The 20,568-nt window shown below is 59.4% G+C and carries 14 protein-coding genes and 4 pseudogenes; 14 read left to right on the top strand and 4 right to left on the bottom strand.

The window, feature by feature from the left end; all coding sequences use genetic code 11:
• Positions 1 to 9 precede the first annotated feature (9 nt).
• Positions 10 to 714, top strand: a pseudogene (locus B5527_RS30865) (zinc-binding dehydrogenase); the annotation flags it as partial.
• Between the two features lie 251 nt (positions 715 to 965).
• Here B5527_RS30865 and B5527_RS46750 read toward each other — a convergent pair.
• The 3 genes and pseudogenes from B5527_RS46750 to B5527_RS30855 all read right to left on the bottom strand — a co-directional run.
• A pseudogene (locus B5527_RS46750) lies at positions 966 to 1,142 on the bottom strand (ABC transporter substrate-binding protein); the annotation flags it as partial.
• Between the two features lie 370 nt (positions 1,143 to 1,512).
• The gene (locus tag B5527_RS30860; protein WP_172842719.1) at positions 1,513 to 2,280 is read right to left on the bottom strand and encodes a transglutaminase-like cysteine peptidase; all 768 of its coding nucleotides are present in this window, start codon (positions 2,278 to 2,280) and stop codon (positions 1,513 to 1,515) included.
• Positions 2,281 to 2,695: 415 nt separating this feature from the next.
• On the bottom strand, positions 2,696 to 2,887 hold the full coding sequence (locus B5527_RS30855; protein ID WP_079604876.1) for a hypothetical protein: 192 nt from the start codon (positions 2,885 to 2,887) through the stop codon (positions 2,696 to 2,698).
• A gap of 727 nt (positions 2,888 to 3,614) precedes the next feature.
• On the opposite strand from B5527_RS30855, the gene B5527_RS30850 reads away from it, so the two are divergent.
• From B5527_RS30850 to B5527_RS30840, 3 genes are all read left to right on the top strand, one after another.
• Positions 3,615 to 4,910: an efflux RND transporter periplasmic adaptor subunit gene (locus B5527_RS30850; protein ID WP_245332334.1), complete on the top strand. Its 1,296-nt coding sequence runs from the start codon at positions 3,615 to 3,617 to the stop codon at positions 4,908 to 4,910.
• A 5-nt stretch (positions 4,911 to 4,915) separates the two neighbouring features.
• A complete protein-coding gene (locus tag B5527_RS30845) occupies positions 4,916 to 8,062 on the top strand; it encodes an efflux RND transporter permease subunit (protein ID WP_079604875.1) in 3,147 nt (1,048 codons plus the stop codon).
• A gap of 284 nt (positions 8,063 to 8,346) precedes the next feature.
• Positions 8,347 to 11,301 carry a PAS domain S-box protein gene (locus B5527_RS30840; RefSeq protein WP_079604874.1) on the top strand — a complete coding sequence of 985 codons (2,955 nt, stop codon included), beginning with the start codon at positions 8,347 to 8,349 and terminating at the stop codon, positions 11,299 to 11,301.
• On the opposite strand, the gene B5527_RS30835 is transcribed toward B5527_RS30840, so the two are convergent.
• On the bottom strand, positions 11,296 to 11,688 hold the full coding sequence (locus B5527_RS30835) for a response regulator transcription factor (RefSeq protein ID WP_079604873.1): 393 nt from the start codon (positions 11,686 to 11,688) through the stop codon (positions 11,296 to 11,298). The two genes, B5527_RS30840 and B5527_RS30835, sit on opposite strands and share 6 nt — an antisense overlap.
• A gap of 228 nt (positions 11,689 to 11,916) precedes the next feature.
• Between B5527_RS30835 and B5527_RS30830 the strand changes: the two genes are divergently transcribed.
• The 10 genes and pseudogenes from B5527_RS30830 to B5527_RS30790 all read left to right on the top strand — a co-directional run bounded on the left by B5527_RS30830 (position 11,917) and on the right by B5527_RS30790 (position 20,565).
• A complete protein-coding gene (locus B5527_RS30830; RefSeq protein WP_079604872.1) occupies positions 11,917 to 12,552 on the top strand; it encodes a response regulator transcription factor in 636 nt (211 codons plus the stop codon).
• 431 nt (positions 12,553 to 12,983) lie between these two features.
• On the top strand, positions 12,984 to 13,601 hold the full coding sequence (locus B5527_RS30825; RefSeq protein ID WP_172842718.1) for a helix-turn-helix domain-containing protein: 618 nt from the start codon (positions 12,984 to 12,986) through the stop codon (positions 13,599 to 13,601).
• A 332-nt stretch (positions 13,602 to 13,933) separates the two neighbouring features.
• Positions 13,934 to 14,383, top strand: coding sequence for a hypothetical protein (locus B5527_RS30820; protein ID WP_079604870.1), 450 nt, complete (start codon positions 13,934 to 13,936; stop codon positions 14,381 to 14,383).
• A gap of 86 nt (positions 14,384 to 14,469) precedes the next feature.
• Positions 14,470 to 15,198 (top strand): hypothetical protein, encoded by a 729-nt coding sequence (locus B5527_RS30815; RefSeq protein WP_245332333.1) that lies wholly within the window; start codon positions 14,470 to 14,472, stop codon positions 15,196 to 15,198.
• Between the two features lie 18 nt (positions 15,199 to 15,216).
• Positions 15,217 to 15,396 (top strand): annotated as a pseudogene (locus B5527_RS30810) (transposase); the annotation flags it as partial.
• Positions 15,395 to 15,550: pseudogene (locus tag B5527_RS47870) on the top strand (IS5/IS1182 family transposase); the annotation flags it as partial. The pseudogenes B5527_RS30810 and B5527_RS47870, both read left to right, overlap by 2 nt.
• A gap of 564 nt (positions 15,551 to 16,114) precedes the next feature.
• Complete coding sequence (locus B5527_RS30805) at positions 16,115 to 16,603, top strand: hypothetical protein (protein WP_079604868.1); 489 nt, start codon at positions 16,115 to 16,117, stop codon at positions 16,601 to 16,603.
• Positions 16,604 to 16,753: 150 nt separating this feature from the next.
• Entirely contained in the window at positions 16,754 to 18,880 is a 2,127-nt protein-coding gene (locus B5527_RS30800) for a DUF3141 domain-containing protein (RefSeq protein WP_245332332.1), read from the top strand.
• A 215-nt stretch (positions 18,881 to 19,095) separates the two neighbouring features.
• Positions 19,096 to 19,497, top strand: coding sequence for a hypothetical protein (locus tag B5527_RS30795; protein ID WP_245332331.1), 402 nt, complete (start codon positions 19,096 to 19,098; stop codon positions 19,495 to 19,497).
• 102 nt (positions 19,498 to 19,599) lie between these two features.
• Positions 19,600 to 20,565, top strand: coding sequence for a phosphate acetyltransferase (locus B5527_RS30790; RefSeq protein ID WP_079604865.1), 966 nt, complete (start codon positions 19,600 to 19,602; stop codon positions 20,563 to 20,565).
• Positions 20,566 to 20,568: the final 3 nt, after the last annotated feature.

The following is a 20,568-nucleotide window of genomic DNA, read 5'->3' as shown; positions in this document are numbered from 1 at the left end:
TGATCGAGTAGACACGATGTCTGCTTGTGGCGTGCGCCGTGCAAAGGCGGCGCTTTCCAGTGGGTGCAAGCCCCATCCGCCGGCGGTGGATTCACTAGAATGAATTATATCTCCGATGGCGAGATTGCTCCGGTCCTGTGCGCCGGAGTCACGGTCTACAAGGGCCTCAAGGTCACAGACACCAAGCCTGGCAACTGGGTGGTGATCTCCGGCATCGGCGGCCTCGGCCATATGGCGGTGCAATACGCCCGGGAGATGGGCCTCAACGTCGCCGCGGTCGATATCGATGATGAGAAGCTCGCCCTGGCCAAGCGCCTTGGTGCGACGGTAACGGTCAATGCCAAGTCGACCGATCCGGTGTCCTACCTTAAGAAGGAGATCGGCGGCGCTCACGGCGTGCTGGTCACGGCCGTTTCACCGAATGCCTTCGAGCAAGCGTTCGGCATGGTCCGACGCGGCGGCACTATCTCGCTCAATGGATTGCCGCCTGGCAGCTTTCCGCTGCCGATCTTCGGCATGGTGCTGAACGGCATTACGGTGCGGGGCTCGATCGTTGGCACCCGGCTCGACCTGCAGGAGGCACTTGCCTTCGCCGGTGCGGGAAAGGTGCGTGCCACTGTCGCCACCGAGCGGCTCGAGAAAATCAACGACGTGTTCTCGCGCATGCATGCCGGCGCGATCGAAGGGCGCGTGGTTCTGGATATGCATGGATAGGTTGAGCAGGTAGGAGACCCGAATTGCATGACGGCTCCTCGCCCGCGGCACGACATGAATTCGGTGATGAAAGGTGAATATCCAGCGGCTGGCATTACGCTGGGGCCGGCGCTGACCTTCGGTTATATAGTGGGACGCTTTCTCGCCAGCAGCAACGTTACAGCGGTGCACCCTGCGCAATCTACCGGGACACACTGACCCGGCCACTCCTTTGTTCAACGGGATTCGTGCTGCGTGTCTCGCCGTTGTTTCTACTTATCAACCAACCTGCATTTGCTGCGGTCAAGCGGTCGGAAGGCCTGGTCGGGAGGAATCGTGGCCACCAGCTTCACGAAGTCCCAGGAACCTTTGGATTCACTGGGCGACTTGATTTGGACCAGGTAGAGGTCGTGCACCATGCGTTGATCCTCGCGGATCCGCCCGCTCGTGGCTTATTGAAATCCCATTATAAAAAGTGTCACCCATTGCGGGTCTAAGCAGACGTCGACCCTCTGCCGCCTGTCACCACCGCTGCCCGAAGCCTGATGCAGCGGCAAAGACGTGCAAACCGCATCCCCGCGTCCGCGAGTCATCCGTTTGGCAATGGGCAGGCTTGTTCGGCGCCTCGGCTGCTGCAAACGCATTCGGCTTTACCGCGGTCACGAACGCGACAAAGCATAATACCCCGAGGGCAAACGTGGCGAGACTCAAAACTTCTCTCATATTTCGCTCCTATGCATTTTCCATTTCGTGCCGATGTGGCGCATCAGTCGGCAGATCTGTTCGCGATTCCCACGAATCGGATTTTTTGAATGTCCTTCATCGCAGGCTCCGGCTCCTTGATGCGAAACCATCTAGTTGGGGAGAGCGGGGTGACGACGCGAATTGTCTGACTCCGTTCTGATCTAGCTCGTACAAAGGATCATAGTAATCGAGCGCCATAGAGCTTTCAATCAGCATCAGCGTGCGATTATCAAGAAGTAACCAGCGGCCTTTCTCAGCCCGAACCGAAAGTACAGCGTGCAGCTGGTGAATTGATCTAACCTCAACAACGATAATCTTCAGGGCGTCAGGTGAAACGCCGAGCTCTCGGAGCATTGCGTACTTTAGTACTGCATAGTGTTTGCAGTCGCCACTGCTCCTTGCGAGGATTGCCAGGGGTGATCTCCATTCGTCATCTGCGTGAGCCGTATCGAGTGGCCTGATTGCAAAGTTTGCTGCTCGATTAAGGTGCCCAATCAGAGCCGGCCCGTCATGTCGTTCGCCTTCTTTTGCGATGCTCACAAATCCGATGGCGGCAGGCGAAGAACACGACACGGATTGTTCGCGACACTTGGCGACGATTGAAAGATCATTGTTGATCTCGACCAGCAGTGCTTTCCACGTTGCTGCCATTGCTGTTTCTGCCGCTGGAAAGGTGGAAAGTCCAAAGGGCTCGTCAATGTCTGCTTGGGCATGAGCCGCTGTAATGCAAAAAACGAAAACACAAAAAACGCAAAGCACACTGGATAGACACTTGGTGGCAGAATTTCGGGCACGGTGATTGTTTGCTGTTGCGTCGGATTTGGAGGTGGTCGCTTTGCTCATTGGTATCCCTCTTGTTTGTCGCTGGTTACCGACTGGCGGGCCAGCGACAGGATCAAGAAGGTTGTGCTTTTGGCGCCATTTAGGCCCTGGGCCGCGGACGCAATGGAATTCCGGGCGGTAGAAGTCCCACCACGTTTCCAGCAGGAATTGCCAAAAGCGCATTCGTAAGCGAGCGCATAGGGCAAGCACAATTGTGAGAGACGCCCCGGAGGCCGAGGAATCGCGTTCAGCAAACCTTGCCAAGGCTGAAATCGCAGCAGAGTAACCGCTAAGTTTCAGGTCCGTAATAAGAGAAACCATGATGACCAATCCAAAAGATCTGCTCACGTCATAGGGAACGCTCTTAACGATAATGCTGCTCTCATTTGTCAATGGTGCATGTCCTCGTTTGCTTGCTGGACATGTGGCGCTCGGATCAGAAGCGTCGATCAAGCGGATTGTGCTCTGTCCAAGAGACCGCCAGTTCAACAAGGGCAAAATAGTCGTCAAGGACTTTCTCAGCTCGCGCACGAGCAGCCAAGGTTGCTCCGCGATTTACCGCCGCCATGACCATTTCTGCGGCCATAAAGGTGCGCGCCATATTGGTAACGTATTGAGTGGAGGTCATCGGTTTGGAACCTTTCCATCGTTCCGCGACTGAAGCCTTTACCTCGCGAATCCGGTCCGCGCGTGTTTCTCTCGCCATTTTGGGCCGGGGCCACGCATGTAGTGCAGTTCGGGCCGATATGGATCGAACAGCAAGCCCGTGAGCCGGCGCCACCGCTGCGCCATCGCATCGAGGACGCGGCCCCGAGAAGGGATGGCGAACAACGCTCTGAAGACATGCGATTTCAAGAATGGACTCATTTCAACGTTTCCTGGGGCGGGCCTACCACCCAGTTTCTGCCCTCTTGATCAGATGCCCGTAATGTTAGTTCAGTAGAGCGGTAGCTCCATTCTACGCAGGTCGATCGGCCTGACGTTTTCGTTGAGCCAACTCCTACTTAGGTTGACGGCAGTACGCGTGTTGACAGGTCATTGTGCCACCAGATCTTTCCTCATTGGATTATGCGCCACCCTTTCCGGAAAGAATGCATCTGAAACCGGGTCTCCGGACCTTCAAGCACGCTAAGCCAAAGTACTAGCTCTCTCCTCGTTGGATTAACGGAAGCCGACCCGTGGCCAATGGACGGCTACAGCGAAATCATCAAATTAGGTGCTGGAAAAAATGCTTACGCGCTACTCCACCTAACTGAACCAATCTCATCGAATGAGAACCACCGCCGGTGAACTGTGAAATCCAAATCAAGCGCTTCGTGGGGCGTGAGGCTGGCAGGCACGGAAAGGAAACATCTATGAACTTGTTCGCGCTGGCGACATTTGCAGATATCGCGTTCAGCGAAATTCATGCGGCGGGCTCACCCGAGTCGAAGCCGGCCGCCGAGCGAGAAGGCGGCATCCGCAGGTCCGTATCGCTCGTGCAAAAGATGAACCCGACGGCACGTTCATTGTTGGTTGGAGCGGCGCTCTTGGCCGTCATATGGGCCGCCCCCTCTGCGATGGCACAGCCTTCACCCTCCGGTCCGCCAGTGGTCGGAGTGATCAAGGTGGAACGTCGGCCGATGACCGACAGCTACGAATTCAACGGCCGTATTGAGGCGATGAACAGCGTCAACATCATAGCGCGCCTGACCGCCTTTTTGGACCAGCAGCTTTTCACGGATGGTACCGACGTCAAGAAGGGCGATCCGCTTTACACGCTGGAGCGCCCGCCGTTCCAGGCAGCGGTCGACGTCCAGGAGGCGGCGGTCGCGCAAGCCAAGGCGCAGCTCGAGAACAGCAACATCGAGCTTTGGCGCAAGCAAGAACTGCTCGAGAAAAATGCTGGTACCAAGCAGGCCCTCGACAGCGCGCAAGCAACCCAGCGCGTCGCGGCGGCGCAGCTGCAATCAGCACAGGCACAGCTCGAACGCGCACAGATCGATCTTGGCTATACCGAGATCCACTCGCCGATCGATGGCCGCATCGGGCGTGCATCGGTGACCGTGGGCAGCATGGTCGGCCAGACATCCGGCGCCTTGAGCACGGTGGTCAGCCAGGACCCGATGTACGTGGTCTTTTCGGTCCCGACGCGCCGCGCCCTCGAGTTGCGCGAAGAGTATTCCGAGAAGGGCGGATTCGATGCGGTGAAGATCCGACTTCGCCTTCCGGACGGGAGGGTCTATGGCCAGACAGGGAAGCTCGACTTCATCAATAACGCGATCGCACAGGATACCGACACATTCCTTCTCCGCGGGGTCATTTCGAATCCCGTCCTGGGGCAGCAGACGGCGGGCGGTGTCAACCTTCGCGAGCTTGTGGCCGACGAGTTCGTGACCGTGCTTCTTGAATCCGTGCAGCCGAAGCGGGTCATCGCCGTGCCGCGCGCCGCCGTCCTCGCCGATCAGCAAGGCAGTTACGTGTATGTCGTGGACGATCAGAATATCGCCCGGCAGCGCCGGGTGCGTCTCGGCCAGGTGACGCCGGAGGCGGCTGGCATTGTTGATGGCCTCAAGGAGGGAGAGCAGGTCGTCGTCGAGGGACTTCAACGGGCGCGACCCAACGCGCCGGTGACACCCGCGCCCGCAACGTCCATCGCTAGCAGGAGCTGACACCAATGATCTCCTCAATCTTCATCGACCGGCCACGCCTAGCGATCGTCATCTCGATCGTCATCACACTCGGGGGACTCCTGGCCCTCACCCGGATCCCGGTCGCGCAGCTCCCCGATATCGTGCCGCCCCAGGTCGAGGTCACCACGAGGTATCCTGGCGCGTCCGCGGAGGTGCTCGAGGCGACGGTGGCGCAGCCGCTGGAGTCCAAGATCGTCGGCGTCGACAAGATGATCTACATGAAGAGCACGAGCGGCAATGACGGCTCGTATACGCTCGCCGTAAGTTTCGAACTCGGCACCAATCCCGACATCGATACGGTCAATGTCAACAATCGCGTGCAGACGATCATCTCGCAGCTGCCGCAGGAGGTCCAACTGCAGGGAATCAAGGTCCAGAAGAAATCGTCCTCGATATTGCAGTTCGTGAATCTCTATGACGAAAGCGGCAAATACGACCCGCTTTTCATCACCAATTTCGCGATCATCAACGTCCTTGACGAGTTGTCGCGCACGTCGGGCGTAGGGGAGGCCAAACTGTTCGGTGGGCTCGATTACTCGATGCGGATCTGGTTCGACCCGGTGCGCTTGAGAAGCCTCAATCTTGCCCCATCCGACATCATCAAGGCCATCCAAAGCCAGAATGTCCAGGCGTCGATCGGCCGCATCGGCGCACGTCCGATTGCCGACAATCAGCAGATCCAGGTGAATGTGCAGACTCAAGGTCGGCTGATCGGTCCGGAGCAGTTCGGCGACATCGTGCTGCGCGCCAACGCTGACGGGTCTACGTTGCGCATCAAAGACGTGGCGCGGGTGGAGCTGGGCGCCATGAACGACGACAACTTCAGCCGCCTCAACAGCCATCCGGCGGTGACGATCGGAATCTTTCTGTCCCCCGGTGCCAACGCCATTGCGACTGCCGCAGCCGTGAAGGAAACGCTTGACAAGGTGCGCCCTCGTTTTCCGGAGGGACTGCAGGCACGAGCGACCTACGACACGACGGTTTTCATCAACGACACTATCCATGAGGTGCTGAAAACTTTGTTCGAGGCATTTGTCCTCGTCGCGCTCGTGGTGTTTCTGTTCCTTGGACAGCTGCGCGCCACCCTCGTTCCGGTCATTGCGGTTCCTGTGAGTCTCATCGGCGCTTTCATGGTGCTGGTGGCGTTCGGCTATTCGGCCAATACCGTCTCGCTCCTGGCGATGGTGCTTGCGATCGGCATCGTGGTCGATGACGCCATAGTCGTTGTGGAGAACGTTGAGCGCGTGATGGAAGAAGAGCCGGATCTCTCTCCGGCGGACGCCGCCAAGAAGGCCATGACGCAAGTCACGGCGCCGATCATTGGCATCACGCTGGTGCTGCTCTCGGTCTTCGTTCCGGTCGCGTTCATCGCCGGGATCTCGGGCGTGCTGTTTCGGCAATTCGCGGTGACGATCATCGCAACGGTGCTGATCTCGGCGTTCAACGCGCTCACGTTGTCGCCCGCCTTGTGTGCGCTGTTCCTGCGACACTCCGGCCCGCGCCGCGGCCTGATGGGTTACATCAGCCGAGGGATCGACGGGGTGCGCGACGGTTATGCCCTGGTCGTCCGCAAGCTTCTGCGGTTCTCGGTACTTGGGGTCGTGCTCGTCGTCGCATTCGGGCTTGGCGTCGGCGGCTTGGCACGCGTGACGCCCACGAGCTTCCTGCCCGAGGAGGACCAGGGCGCCTTTTTCGTGCAGGTGCAGCTGCCGGACGGTGTCTCCGTCGCGCGCACCAGCGAGGTTGTCGGACAGGTCGAAGCTGTCCTGAAATCCATGCCGCAGGTTAAGGACACGGTCTCCATCATCGGCTACTCGTTCCTCGATTCGTTCTCATCCAGCAACACCGCCTTCATGGTGGCCGTGTTGCAGCCGTTTGAAGACCGCAAGCAGGCCGTGGATTCGGCTCAGGCCCTGATCGCCAAGACGTTCGGCGCCGGCCTGCAGCTCCGCACCGCGACCGTCCTGCCGTTCAACCTGCCGCCGGTCATCGGTCTGGGCACGACCGGCGGTTTCGAATACCAGCTCGAGAGTTTCGAGGGTGCAGATCCGGCCACCATAGGAAGCGTGGTCCTGGGACTCATCGACGTCACAAAGCAGGATAGCCGCTTCGCCCAGGTGTTCACCACGTATGGTGCAGCCGCGCCCTCGCTTTATCTCGACATCGACCGCGCAAAAGCCGAGTCGCTGGGGCTTACCATCAATGACGTATTTACCACCTTGCAGGCGACGCTCGGCAGCTACTACGTGAACAATTTCAATTTGTTCGGCCGAACCTGGCAGGTCAATGTGGAGGGCGAGGCGGGGAACCGGCGCGATGTGCCCGATCTCTGGCAGATCTACATCCGCAACAGCAAGGGCACCATGGTTCCGCTGCAGGCGATCGCTTCGCTGCGCAACATCACCGGTCCTCAGGTCATCACGCGTTATAACAATTATCGCTCGGTGACCGTCAACGGCATTCCGGCGCCGGGCGTTGCCTCCGGCACGGCGCTCGCCGCCATGGCGGACATCTCGGCGAAGACGCTGGCGCCCGGTTTCGGGTTTGAATGGACCGGCACGGCGTTTCAGGAGCAAAGGGCCGGCGGGCAGACCGGGATCGTGCTCGGAATGGCTTTGCTGTTCGCCTTCCTGTTTCTCGTCGGCCTGTACGAAAGCTGGATGATCCCGGTCCCTGTTCTGTTGTCGGTGGTGACCGCCGTGCTGGGAGCCTTCGCTGGCGTCCTGGTATTCAAATTGACGCTCAATCTCTACGCCCAGATCGGCCTCGTCGTGCTGATCGCAATGGCGGCCAAGAACGCCATCCTGATCGTCGAGTTTGCCAAGGACCAGCGGGAGCGCGGCATGGGCATCAGGGAAGCGGCAGAGCTCGGCGCAAAGCTGCGCTTCCGCGCGGTGATAATGACCTCCATCGCGTTCATCGTCGGCCTGGCGCCGCTGGTATGGGCGGAGGGCGCCTCGGAAATTGCCCGCCGCAGCGTCAGCACACCAGTCTTCGTCGGCATGCTGGCGGCGAGTACCATCGGTATCCTCCTGATCCCCATGCTTTACGTTGTGTTTCAGACGCTGCGGGAGAAGACGCAGAGGAAATCGACGGTCACGGCGACGAGCCATGTGCAGCCGGCCGAATGATCCGGCGGGGGAGGTGCCAGGCGGCCCCAAAACGTCAGGCACGCTCGGCACGACACGGAGTTCACGCGTTCAGCGGAAGAACGAAGAGCGCGACGCGTGCGGACAACGGTCCGCAGATCTTCCCCTAAAAGCGCCAGTAGCGTACCATATGCTTCCTTGCTGGTTGCGCGGATTAGCCGCTTCGGCTCGCGCAAGCGGAAGCACTATACTCGAGAGACCGGAGGGGATTGGGCCGCTGTCCGCGTCCCCGCAGCTGTGTGAGCATCGTTCGGGGCGTGGTTGGGATGGAGATCACACACAAGCAGAGACCCCGACTACACGCCGTTGCCGCCCAGTTTTTGCTGGGTATTGCCGGCGTAGCATTGATCACCTTCGTCTGTTTTAAGATCGGCTTTGGCGTCGGGAGGACGTCCTTAGCCTATCTGATTTGGATCGCGCTGGTTTCGCTGTTGGGCAGCTTTGTCGTCTCGGTCGTTCTATCAATCGTCGCCGTCGCCTGCCTGAACTACTTCTTCGTGCCGCCATTGTTCGAGTTCCGCGTTGATGATCCGGACGATATTCTGAGGATCGCGATGTTCCTCACAACATCGCTGGTCGTGACCGCACTAACGACGAAGCTTAGGCGCGTGCAAGAAGAGTTAGGCGAGACCAATCTCCGGTTGGAAACGGCGCATCGAATTGCGCATGTTGGTTGGTGGCAGCATGACTTGATTACCGATCGCGTAACTGTTTCGGCCGAGGTTGGCCGGATCTTGGGAATGCGGCCTGTTGCGCCATGGCTGGAATTGATTCACCCCGAGGACAGAGCGAGAGTAGCCGATGCCGCTGCGGCAGCCGTACGCCGTGGGGGTCCACGCTACGACGTGGAATATAGGGTGCTGCGTCCCGATGGGGCCCTGCGAATCGTCCACAGCCAGGGCGATGTTACCTGGGACGGCTCGGGGCGACCTCTGCGCAAGTTTGGCGTTCTGCAAGACATCACGGAGCTGAAACAGGCCGAGCGCGAGCTGCGCGCGAGCGAGGCGCGCTTCCGCACCGTGGTGGACCACGCAACCGATGCGTTCTTTCTCTACAATGAGGATGCGACCGTTCTCGATGTGAATCGCCAGGCGTGCGAAAGCTTGGGCTATCGCCGCGACGAACTGATCGGGATGACCGCGTTCGACTATGGTCCGGATCTGACACCGGCGCTTCTGCAACGCATCCGGGAGCGTCTCCGGGGAGGGAAAATCGTGACCTATGATGGTCGTCATCGCCGAAAGGATGGAACCGTGTTTCCCGTCGAGGTGAGCATTCGGGAGCTTTGGCACGAGGGCCAAATGCTGGCCGTTTCCCTGGACCGCGACATCACCGAGCGCAAGCGGGCGGAGCAAGAGCTGCGCGCAAGCGAGGGGCGCTTCCGCATCTTCGTGGATCACGCGACCGATGCCTTCTTGCTGCTTGACGATGATTGGACCATTCTCGACGTCAACCGCCAAGCGTGCCATGGTCTGGGCTACAGCAGGGAAGAACTGATCGGCAAACATAAAAGCGATTTCGATGTCGGTCTCGACGGTACGTCCATCCAACGTCTAAAGCAGCGCACCGTCGCCGGGGAAGCCATCACTTTCGAGACCCGCCACCGGCGCAAGGACGGCACCTCTTTCCCGGTGGAGGTTCGCCTAAACCAGTTTGAGCAAGGCGGACGCCGGTATTTGTGCTTGGTGCGCGATATCTCCGAGCGCAAGCGCGCAGAGGATGAACTGCGGGAGAGCGAGGAGCGCTTTCGGACCATCGTTCAATTCTCCTTCGACGTGTACTGGGAGAGCGACGCGCAGCATCGCTTTATCCGCCAGGTGTTTGCTGAAGGGCTAGCTGACGCGCCGGCGCCGGGCTCCGAGATCGGCAAGACTCGCTGGGAAGTGCCTTACCTCGAGCCTGACGCCGAGGCCTGGCGCAAGCACCGCGAGACGCTCGATGCCCACCTGCCATTCCGAGATTTTGAGCTCGCGCGACCTGCGTCCGACGGTGGCAAGCGCTATGTGTCGGTCTATGGGCTGCCGGTATTTGACAAATCGGGACGTTTCATCGGCTACCGCGGCGTGGGGCGGCACATCACCGAGCGAAAGAGGGTAGAAGAGGCACTGCGACGCAGCGAAGCTTATCTGGCCGAGGCACAGCGGCTGAGCCACACCGGGACCTTGGCCTTCAACGCCACCGCGGCTGTTTATTGGTCAGAGGAAAGTTACCGGATATGGGGATTTGATCCGCTGCAGGGACTTCCGGACCGGGAAACTGTATTGCAACGCATACATCCAGATGATCGCGAGAGAGTGAATGCGGCGACCGACGAGGCCTTGCATGCGAGGAGAGATCTTGCGTTCGAGTTCAGAATCGTACTTCCCGATGGAACGGTCAAATATATCGAAGCTACGGGCCAGCCTATGCTCTCCGCGCAGGGAGAACGCGTCGAGATGGTCGCTACGCACATCGATGTGACGGAACGTAAACGCGCGCAAGAGGAGCACGAGAGACTTCGCCAGTTGGAGTCGAATCTCGCGCACATGAATCGTGTGAGCATAATGGGCGAATTGGCCGCCTCGCTGGCTCACGAAATCCTGCACCCCATCGCCACGGCCCGCAACAATGCGCGTGCAGGAATGCGCTTTTTGGAAATGAGCCCGCCAAACCTGCCCGAAGTCAAAGAGGCGCTCGCCTGCATTGTCAGGGATGCCGATCGGGCCAAAGGCATCGTTGATCGCATGCGCGATCACATCCAGAAGGCGCCTCCACGAAGCGAGCCTTTCGACCTCAACGAGGCGATCGACGAGGTTATCGAGATGGTGCAGAGCGCAATCACAAAGAATGGGGTTTTGGTCCGTACCACTCTGAAGGGGTCGCTGCTCGTTCACGGCGATCGTGTTCAATTGCAACAAGTCATCTTGAATCTGATCCTGAATGCCGTGGAAGCGATGAGCTCAGTCGAGGAGGACGCGCGCGAGTTGTCGATCAGCACCAAGCAGGGCCAGACGAGCGATGTGTTGGTCGCAGTGCAAGATTCAGGGCCAGGAATTGATCCGGAGCGTCTCGATAAGGTTTTCGCGGCGTTCTACACCACAAAGAATGCTGGAATCGGAATGGGACTCTCGATTTGCCGGTCCATCATCACCGCTCATGGAGGTCGACTGTGGGCAGAGGCCAATCGGCCTCGGGGCGCGGTATTTCAGTTCACTCTGCCTGCAAGCCCGCAGGGTTCATGAGTGCTCTTCATGCGGCTTTCCAGACTCGAGAGCCGAACGAAGGCAGCGTTCCAGATGCTCATCATCCACGGGTTTGCTAAGGTAACAAACCACTCCATCCTTCAAGGCGCGGTTTCGGGTGATGTCATCCGGATAGGCAGTGACGAGAATCGTCGGAATCACGTGGCCCCTATCGACGAGATGTCTGTGGAGCTCAACCCCGCTCATTCCAGGCATCTGGACGTCGGTGACCAGGCACCCGGTTGCAGGCAATATGGGTGATGCCAGAAAATCAGCTGCCGAGGAAAACGCTTCGACAGTGTAGCCCAGCGCGGTCATGAGTTTTCTCATGGATTCGCGAAAGGGCTGATCATCCTCGACAACCGAGATCAATGTACGTTTCGCCATTTTCGGTTCAACTGGTTTGGCCCCACGGTATCGGTGGCTGTCCAAATGCCGCGCTGCATGCTATTAATGTCGGCGAAGCGTCCCGACAAAGCAATGCCGGCTGCCCTAAGCGATGGCTTATGCGCTCGACTATTCGCTTAGGTAGGGGGCTGTTGGTGGCAACGGATTGTGAGTAGAATAAATACCATTCCAGCAGGAACAAGGCGGCCCATTTTGCATGGTCTGGGGATGCCTGAAGCCAAGCCCAGCGTCGTGATCATCGACGACGATGCCGAGTTTCGCGATTCGGTCGTGCGACTCTTGCGCTCGGTCGGCTTGGACATCCAGCAATTTTCGTCTGTTGCCGATTTTTCCAAGGCCAAGCTGTCGGACGGACCGACTTGTCTGGTGCTCGACGTGAGAATGCCCGGGCGAAGCGGTCTCGAGCTTCAGCGTGATCTTGCCGCGGCGAACAGGCAAGTGCCAATCATCTTCATTACAGCGCACGCCGACGTCCCGATGACCGTGCAGGCGATGAAGGGGGGGGCCATTGAGTTCCTCACAAAACCGTTTCGTGATCAGGAACTCCTCGATGCTGTGGAGGCCGGGCTCGCGCGCGATCGTGCTCGTCGGGAGAGCGACAGGGCATTGGCTGCGCTCAGGGAGCGTTTCGCGACACTTAGCTCCCGCGAGCGCGAGGTCATGATCCAGGTTACGGCCGGTCGCCTCAACAAGCAGATTGCGAACGACATCGGCATCGCCGAATCCACGGTGAAGGTGCATCGTACCCACCTGATGCGAAAGATGAAGGCCCGTTCGCTTCCGGAGCTCAGCCGAATGGCGGATCGCCTCAACCTCGCAACAGAAAAGCCGCTACGCTCTTAGCTCGCACATGATTGAACAGCGGGACATCTTAAGGTCGCACCAGAAAAGCGGAGTCGGCTCCTAAGTCTATCGGTCCCGCGTCGTTTCTAAGCCATCGCTTAATCTCGCCAACCACAAGCGAATCCGGCACGACCCACGCACAATAGACTGCGGCGTCCCAATTCGCGATGTTTGCGTCACGCGAGAGACAGGCGAGCACTGCGGGAGTCTGCAGGCCACCAACACAATGTGAGGAACTCGTTGTGGAAACATCGAATCAGGTTCGACATCGATTGCGATCATCGTGGGAGGACAGGACGCCACATCGATCCCAGGTGGCTGCCCCCACCGTCCTGCCGCGAAGGCGTAGACGGCTCTCGCGCAATGAACCCGCCAATAGGTTCGCATGCTCGACCGTCGCCTCTCGACTTGAATCAAAAGGACAATCCGGCATGATCACGAACTTGCATCAGCGACCTCGCTTTCCCGTTCACGCCAGAAAGATCCGGGTGCAAGCGAGGAGTGGGCTCGCTGCGTGGCAGCAACTTGTAGTCGCGGCCTACATCGAAAAGCACATCGCCGAATCCATAACGGTCCACGCGCTGGCACGTTTTGTTTATCTAACTTCACACTGTTTCAGCCGCGCATTCAAACGGTCATTTGGAATACCGCCGCATCGCTATGTCATTCAACAACGGATCGAGCGAAGCAAAACACTGCTGGCAGGTTCGGCATTGTCGATTGCCGAAATCGGTCTTGCACTCGGCTTCAGCCGAACGAGTTCGTTTTCGGCGGCGTTCCGAAAGATCACAGGAATCTCCCCAACCGAATATTGCCTGACTCACTCCAGGCGTTTTGCGGAAAAGGAACGTAGAGATGCAAAACGCGAGCGTGAGCCACAGGAGCAGCGAGCTACTTCGCGGAAATTCGGCGCCTTGCAACATGATCCGGCTGGGAATGTGAGACTGGGAACTTGGCGCCAGCGGAGGACATATCATGCCTGCGCTATTGCCGATCATCTTGACCGTCTCGCACGTCCTTCTCGCCGCCGATACGGTGCCGAAATTTGACGTCGAGCGTACCTGCCGCCCGGCCGCCGCAGTGGGCCTACCGCGGGGGACTGCTGCAGCGTGCCAGCATGATGAAAACGATGCACGGACCAGGCTCGAGCACGAGTGAACCCGGTACAACGCAGCACAGCGCAGTCAGTGCGAGCATTTTGCTGGGCTCGATCGTGCGCCCAGCTACGTTGAATTGCTGACCTGCCTGGAGATAGCAAAACAGGCTGCGGAATTGCCGGAAGAGTCGAAAGCAGGAACCGTCGGCTGGCGCTGATTGTTAGGGCTTCTTGCCGTCGGAGTTATGGACAATTTGAGTGACAAGTCAGAACGGGGGCTGTGCAATGGACCCGGCAATATTATCCGCCACTTCTGCACTAATCGGCTCGCTAATCGGTGGAGTTTCAACCTTCGCCGCTTCCTGGCTCACACAACACAGGCAGCTTCGAATCCAACTGCTTCTACAGGAGGCGGCTAAGCGGGAGACGCTGTACGCAGAATTTATCATAGAGGCATCGAAACGTTTAACAGAAGCATGGGGCAAACAGGCCGAGGGGCCCGACGTTCTAGCGGGGCTTTACGCGGTCATGGAGCGGATGCGCCTAATCTCCTCCAGTCCCGTCCTCCACGCCGCAGAACAGGTGATCCGAAAAGTTACTGGAGCATACGCAGACTCTAACAAGACGTTCGACGATATGCGAAAGCACCTAGAAGGCACCAGCATCCATTGGGATAATCCGCTGGAAGATTTCACTGAGGCTTGTAAAGCAGAGCTTTATGCCTTGCGTAGTTGATTAGGGGCATCAATTCGCGATGTTGTACGGCATACTGTCGTCCACGAAGATTCTCGACACAAACGTTTTTGGCCCATGGACAAGAATTGAAAGTTGCTGGCCATATGCCCGGTTCCCAAAGACACCTAGCAACCTATCTCGTTGATTTCTGGCTCGCGCGCGTGGCCATTTTGGTAATCGTAGGACTTCAAATTGGTATCGTGAATGACCTTACAGTCGGGCCACGTTGGTTCGCGCCTTGTCTGGAGCTTGCGCTCTTGATTCCCTTATCAATCGGCACTGCGTGGGTACAAAAGCGTGCGCGGAAAGCATCAACGGATAAGCAGTGGCATTCTGTCGGCGACCTTAGGAGAATGCTCCGACGCCTAGCAATTGTTTTGACCGCCGTGGTCACGCTGGTGAATTCTGGCGTACTTATTCGACTAGTTGCAGCAATGTTGTCCGGTCATGCTGGCACCGGTCGAACGCTCCTTTTAGACTCACTAAACATTTGGGCCACCAACATCGTATTGTTTGCGCTTTGGTTCTGGGCGTTGGATCATGGTGGTCCCCCCTTAAAGGGGCTGGCGCCAGACCCGAGGAGCGATTTTCTTTTCGCGCAACAACAGACGACTTTCGCTCGTACACAGTTTCCAAACTGGTCTCCCGGCTTTGTTGATTACCTATTTTTGGCGTTTACAACTGCAACCGCATTTTCGCCCACCGACACACTCCCACTTACAGTAAGGGCCAAGCTGCTTATGATGGCGGAATCTGCCATTTCGCTCGCAACCATTGCTCTTGTAGCATCGCGCGCGGTGGGCCTCTTGAGTTAAGTGATTTCCGAGCGACAAGACTATTTGTCCGAGAATAATCCGGTCCGGGCGATCGATGTCTTTGTCGAAGGGCTTAATCTGGGCAGGTTGGGCTTTGGCGGCGTCGAGCCGGAGGCGACAGGAAGGCCAGCCTATCATCCGGCGACGTTGCTGAAGATTTACGTCTACGGCTACCTCAATCGGGTGCAGTCGAGCCGGCACGATAAAATCTTGGATGGGAGCGACGCACTTCCAGATGAAAACGCTCAAAAACGTCAGCACCGAAATGGCACTGCACGTCCTGGCCTACAATATGAAACGGGCAATGAGCATTCCGGGCGTTGGCGGGTTGATGGAAGCGATCCGCATCTAATGCGGTCGTGCGCTCTGCCGCGCCTGCCCGCCCACGAATGTCCGTGTTTTTACACACAAAAGCCGACATTTCGCAGTGCTGCCGTTCTAACCCGACGTACCCGTTAACGTCGCACGCAGGTGCCCACCTTCAGCTGCGTCGCCGCGTAGGGTCCCGGAAAGCCCCAGGCCTCGCCAACAACCCTAAGCGTTGGCTTAGCGCACAAAACTAGAGAACTATTCCGCGCTACCTGCGTGCAATCGATTTCGACACGTCAAACCGCCAAAATGAGTGTCACTTAGAACATGCACGGCTCTGCCCTTGCTCACTTCCGAACCGATGAATGTGGAACATGAGTACCGATCTGACTTTCGCCACCAGCAGATTTCCACGGGCAATTCGGTTCGTTGTCGTCAATAACCGTGTCCCATGCGCGGACCAACACTGCGCAGTGTGCGGTGGCCTTATTGAGAAAGGCTACGTTCGTGATTCACAGACGCGATTGATCTACTGCGATACGCAGTGCTTCGCAGGATGGGCACATGAGGCGGTCAGCGTCGTCAAAAATTATGGAAGGAAAGCGTTATGAAACGTTCAAATCCAGACTGCAATCGCGGCATTGGTCTTGTTGCTTATCGGCGCGACTGGTTCAGCAAGCGGCGCTACTGTTCAAAGCATTGCCGCGATGCGTTCATGGTTGATGCACCAAATCTGCTCAAGCGCTTTGTGGTCTCATTGGTTGCATTTGTCGGGTTGATCGTACCGGTCACTTTCACAACGGCGGTTCTGGCGGCGCCGCCTGCACGTCAGGACGCGCCACACTTGCCGGGTTGCGACCGTAACCTCGCGGACGCGAGCGTCAGCGTCGCGGCGATGCAGACACGGATCAAAAGCCTCAGCGGCGTGGACAGATCAGAAATATGCACGGCGACGCGGCTCTATTTTTTAGAAGTGGTAAAGGCACGCGCGGTGATGGCACTGTGCAAAAGCGGTACCGAACGCGAACGCGATCTCGGCCGCTTCGACGTCGATGTCGCGCACGCTAACGAGGCAATCGCCGCGCGTTGCCTCTGACCGAAAATGAGCGTGGTTGCCGTATTGTGATTCTACCGCAACGTTTTAGACGCAAACACTGGAGAGTCCAGCATGAGCTCCAATCTGAATGAACCTGCGGCTGCGGCCTCGACGCAGGCTTTCGGCCCGTTCGCCCCAGCGATCGAGTACATGGTCGACACCACGCAGCGGAATGTCCTGTTCTGGGATGTGATGCGGCAGCGCGGCAACCAGTACCACGAGCATATGGCCGAGGTCGCGCCGCACGTGCTCAGCTATGCGGCCGAGATCGTGATCGATGGCCGTACGCTCGAACGGCCGGTTAACTACGCGCTTGCGCGCATCATCCCGCCGAAGGGCGTCGACATCGACCAGAGGCGGCGTCCGTTCGTCGTCGTCGATCCACGCGCGGGGCACGGCCCGGGCATCGCCGGCTTCAAGGCCGACAGCGAGATCGGCGTCGCCTTCAAGGCCGGCCATCCCTGCTATTTCGTTGGTTTCCTGCCCGATCCGGTGCCGGGCCAGACCCTCGAGGACATCGCGCGCGCCGAAGCGGTGTTCCTGGAGAAAGTGATCGCTCTTCATCCCGATGCGGACGCCAAGCCGTGCGTGATCGGCAACTGCCAGGCCGGCTGGGCCGTAATGATGCTCGCGGCGATGCGTCCAGAGCTGTTCGGCCCGATCATCATCGCGGGGTCGCCTCTGTCTTATTGGGGCGGCATACACGGCAAGTACCCGATGCGCTACTCGGGCGGCCTGCTCGGCGGCAGCTGGCTCACCGCGCTCACCAGCGATCTCGGCCACGGCAAATTCGACGGCACTTGGCTGGTGCAGAATTTCGAGAACCAGAATCCCGCAAACACCCTGTGGACCAAACAGTACAACTTGTACGCCAACATCGACGCCGAGGCCCCGCGCTATCTCGGCTTCGAGCGGTGGTGGGGCGGGCATGTCAATCTCAACGCTGAGGAGATCCAGTCCATCGTCGACGAGCTGTTCATCGGCAACAAGCTTGCGGCGGGAATGATTAAGGGCTCGGACGGGACGATGATCGACCTGCGCAACATCCGTTCGCCGATCGTCGTGTTCTGCTCCAAAGGTGACAACGTCACGCCGCCGCAGCAGGCACTGGGATGGCTCCTCGATCTGTACGACGATGTCGACGACATCCGCCGACACGGCCAGACGATCGTCTACACCATCCACGAGTCCGTAGGTCATCTCGGAATCTTCGTGGCGACCGGCGTGGCTCGCAAGGAGTATGCCGAGTTCTCCAACAACATTGACCTGATCGACGTGCTGCCGCCGGGCCTCTACGAGGCGGTGTTCGAGGCAAAGCGTGATGACACGGCGAGCCCCGACCTCGTTACCGGCGAGTGGATTATGCGTTGCGAGGCGCGCACCCTCGACGACATTCGCGCGCTGGGCGGCAACGATGCGGCTGACGAGCGGCGTTTCGCGACTGCGGCGCGGGTGTCAGAGATCAATCTCGCGCTCTACCGCACGTTCGCCCAGCCGATGGTGCGCGCCATGGTGTCGAAGCCTGTGGCCGAGTGGCTCGACCGGCTGCATCCGCTGCGGCTGCAATACGAGCTGTTGTCCGACAAAAATCCGTGGCTGGCGCCTGTCGCCGCCATCGCGCAAGCAGTGCGCAAGAAGCGTCAGCCTGCGGCGGCGGACAATCCGTTCCTGGCGGTGCAGGAGACTGTTTCCGAGCAGATCGTCGCCGGCCTCAATTCCTGGCGGGATGGAGTCGAAACGCTAGCCGAGCGCACGTTTCTTACGATCTATAGCAATCCACTGCTGCAGGTCGCGGTCGGCATCGACCCGGCGGATACGCGGCGGCAGCGCAAGGCGCCAAAGATGCCGCTCCATGACGAGCTGGTGGAAACGCGGATCGCCGAGCTGAAATCGCGGGTCGCGACTGGCGACGTGCGCGAAGGCACCATCCGCGCGCTGCTCTATGTTGGCATCCCGCGGGCGGCCGTCGACGCGCGCGGGTTCGAGGCCATTCGCCGTCTGCGCGCCGTCCGGTACGACGTGCAGCGGCCGGCACTCGCCGAGTTCAAGAGGATGGTGCACGAGCAAGCCTTCATCCTGCTGCTCGACCAGGAGGCGGCCGTCGCAGCGCTTCCAGCTCTCATTCCCGATGCCAAGTCGCGGCGCAGCACTGTGGCCGCTGTGCGCCAGGTGCTGGGCGCCGGCGGCGAGATCACCGGCGAAGTGGCCGAGCGGCTGCAACGGATCGCGCGGATCCTCGTCGTAGAGGACGTCGCATCCGCGAGCCCGGCTGCCTAGCAAGTTACAAGGAAGTCCAAAGTCGAGCTGAAATGATGACCCTGCCGGTGATGCGCGAGAAGTTAGCTTCCTGCCGGGCGCTTTGGACAGGTTTCCGGTCGCCGAACCTCGGCGCTGGACGCGAATAGCCAATGGATGCTGACAGGAGAGAGACAATGAGCACGACTGCCGCCAAGTTATCGAATCCACTGCCGACCGCGAAGCAGGCGATGGAGATGCTTGCCCTTGCCGAGGCCGAGACGGCGAGCGAGGTGTTGCGCCAGAAGGAGAAGGCGGACGCCGAGAAGAAGGCGTTGATCGACAAGCTGTTGAAGCCCTCTGGCATTTCCGAGCAGGAGGCGCTCAAGCGCGCGGCCGAAATCGTCCAGCGCGCGGTCAAGAACGGCTTGACCGAGGTGGAGGTCTTCCGCTTTCCCAACGCGCTGTGCACGGACAACGGCCGCGCGATCAATATGATGGAGCCGGGCTGGGAGAGCACCCTGACCGGGCTGCCGAAGGAGATGTATTCCTTCTGGGATCGGCACCTGCGCCCGATCGGATACAAGATCCGCGTTCAGGTCGTCGACTTCTCTGGCGGCGTGCCGGGCGACATCGCTCTCACGCTGAAATGGGGCTGAACAAATCGGCGATCGAGCAGTCATGCAGCGCGGCATTAATAGGAACATCGCCAAGGCGTCAAAACGCAGGTCGGCGAGGCACAGCATAGACAGGAGCTTGCAATGACGATTTCCCAGGTGGCTGCACCAGTCCAGACCCATGCGAATTACGAACGCCTGATCGCCCGCGCGAAGCAGGTGCCGCCGGCGACCACTGTCGTGGTCCACCCCTGCGACGAGACTTCGTTGCGCGCCGTCGCCGAGGCGGCAGAGGCCGGCATCATCATCCCGACCCTGGTCGGACCGAAGGCAAGCATCGCCGCACTGGCGCGGCAGCACGGGATTGACATTAGCCGGTTCGAGCTGATCGACGCGGTTGACGCCGACGAAGCGGCCGCGCAGGGCGTCAAATTGATCCATGAGGCGAAAGGCGAGTTGCTCATGAAGGGCAGCCTTCACACCGACGAGCTCATGCGCGCGGTGACCGCCTCCGCGACAGGCCTGCGGACGGCGCGGCGGATTAGCCACGTGTTCGTCATGGATGTGCCGACCTATCCGGAGCCCCTGCTGATCACCGACGCGGCGATCAATATCTTCCCCGATCTCGATGCGAAGCGCGACATCATCCAGAACGCAATTGACCTGTTCACGCAGGCCGGGCTCGGCACGCCGCGCGTTGCCATCGTTTCCGCGGTCGAAACCGTCACGTCCAAGATCCCGTCGACCATCGAGGCGGCAGCCCTGTGCAAAATGGCAGAGCGCGGCCAGATCACCGGCGGGGTGCTGGACGGCCCGCTCGCCTTCGACAACGCCATCGATCCCGACGCCGCGAAGATCAAGGGCATCCATTCGCCGGTCGCGGGCCGTGCTCAGATCCTGGTCGTGCCCGACCTCGAGGCCGGCAACATGCTCGCCAAGAACCTTTCGTTCCTGGCCCAGGCCGACGCGGCCGGAATCGTGCTCGGGGCACGCGTACCGATCATCCTGACGTCGCGGGCAGATTCCGTCCGCACCCGCATGGCCTCCTGCGCGGTGGCGGCCCTATATGCGGACGCCCGGCGGCGCGCCACGGTCTTGCCGGCCGCGTGACCA

Origin of the sequence: Bradyrhizobium erythrophlei, assembly GCF_900129425.1 — a bacterium.
In the GTDB taxonomy this organism is placed as follows: domain Bacteria; phylum Pseudomonadota; class Alphaproteobacteria; order Rhizobiales; family Xanthobacteraceae; genus Bradyrhizobium; species Bradyrhizobium erythrophlei_C.
The sequence above is the reverse complement of the archived record's forward strand: the minus strand, read 5'-3'. Positions and strand labels throughout refer to the sequence as shown.

Coding starts and splice junctions, on each gene's coding strand:
- B5527_RS30860 (WP_172842719.1), bottom strand. CDS start 2,280: ATGAGCAAAGCGACCACCTCCAAATCCGACGCAACAGCAAACAATCAC.
- B5527_RS30855 (WP_079604876.1), bottom strand. CDS start 2,887: ATGACCTCCACTCAATACGTTACCAATATGGCGCGCACCTTTATGGCC.
- B5527_RS30850 (WP_245332334.1), top strand. CDS start 3,615: ATGAACTTGTTCGCGCTGGCGACATTTGCAGATATCGCGTTCAGCGAA.
- B5527_RS30845 (WP_079604875.1), top strand. CDS start 4,916: ATGATCTCCTCAATCTTCATCGACCGGCCACGCCTAGCGATCGTCATC.
- B5527_RS30840 (WP_079604874.1), top strand. CDS start 8,347: ATGGAGATCACACACAAGCAGAGACCCCGACTACACGCCGTTGCCGCC.
- B5527_RS30835 (WP_079604873.1), bottom strand. CDS start 11,688: ATGGCGAAACGTACATTGATCTCGGTTGTCGAGGATGATCAGCCCTTT.
- B5527_RS30830 (WP_079604872.1), top strand. CDS start 11,917: ATGCCTGAAGCCAAGCCCAGCGTCGTGATCATCGACGACGATGCCGAG.
- B5527_RS30825 (WP_172842718.1), top strand. CDS start 12,984: ATGATCACGAACTTGCATCAGCGACCTCGCTTTCCCGTTCACGCCAGA.
- B5527_RS30820 (WP_079604870.1), top strand. CDS start 13,934: ATGGACCCGGCAATATTATCCGCCACTTCTGCACTAATCGGCTCGCTA.
- B5527_RS30805 (WP_079604868.1), top strand. CDS start 16,115: ATGAAACGTTCAAATCCAGACTGCAATCGCGGCATTGGTCTTGTTGCT.
- B5527_RS30800 (WP_245332332.1), top strand. CDS start 16,754: ATGGTCGACACCACGCAGCGGAATGTCCTGTTCTGGGATGTGATGCGG.
- B5527_RS30795 (WP_245332331.1), top strand. CDS start 19,096: ATGCTTGCCCTTGCCGAGGCCGAGACGGCGAGCGAGGTGTTGCGCCAG.
- B5527_RS30790 (WP_079604865.1), top strand. CDS start 19,600: ATGACGATTTCCCAGGTGGCTGCACCAGTCCAGACCCATGCGAATTAC.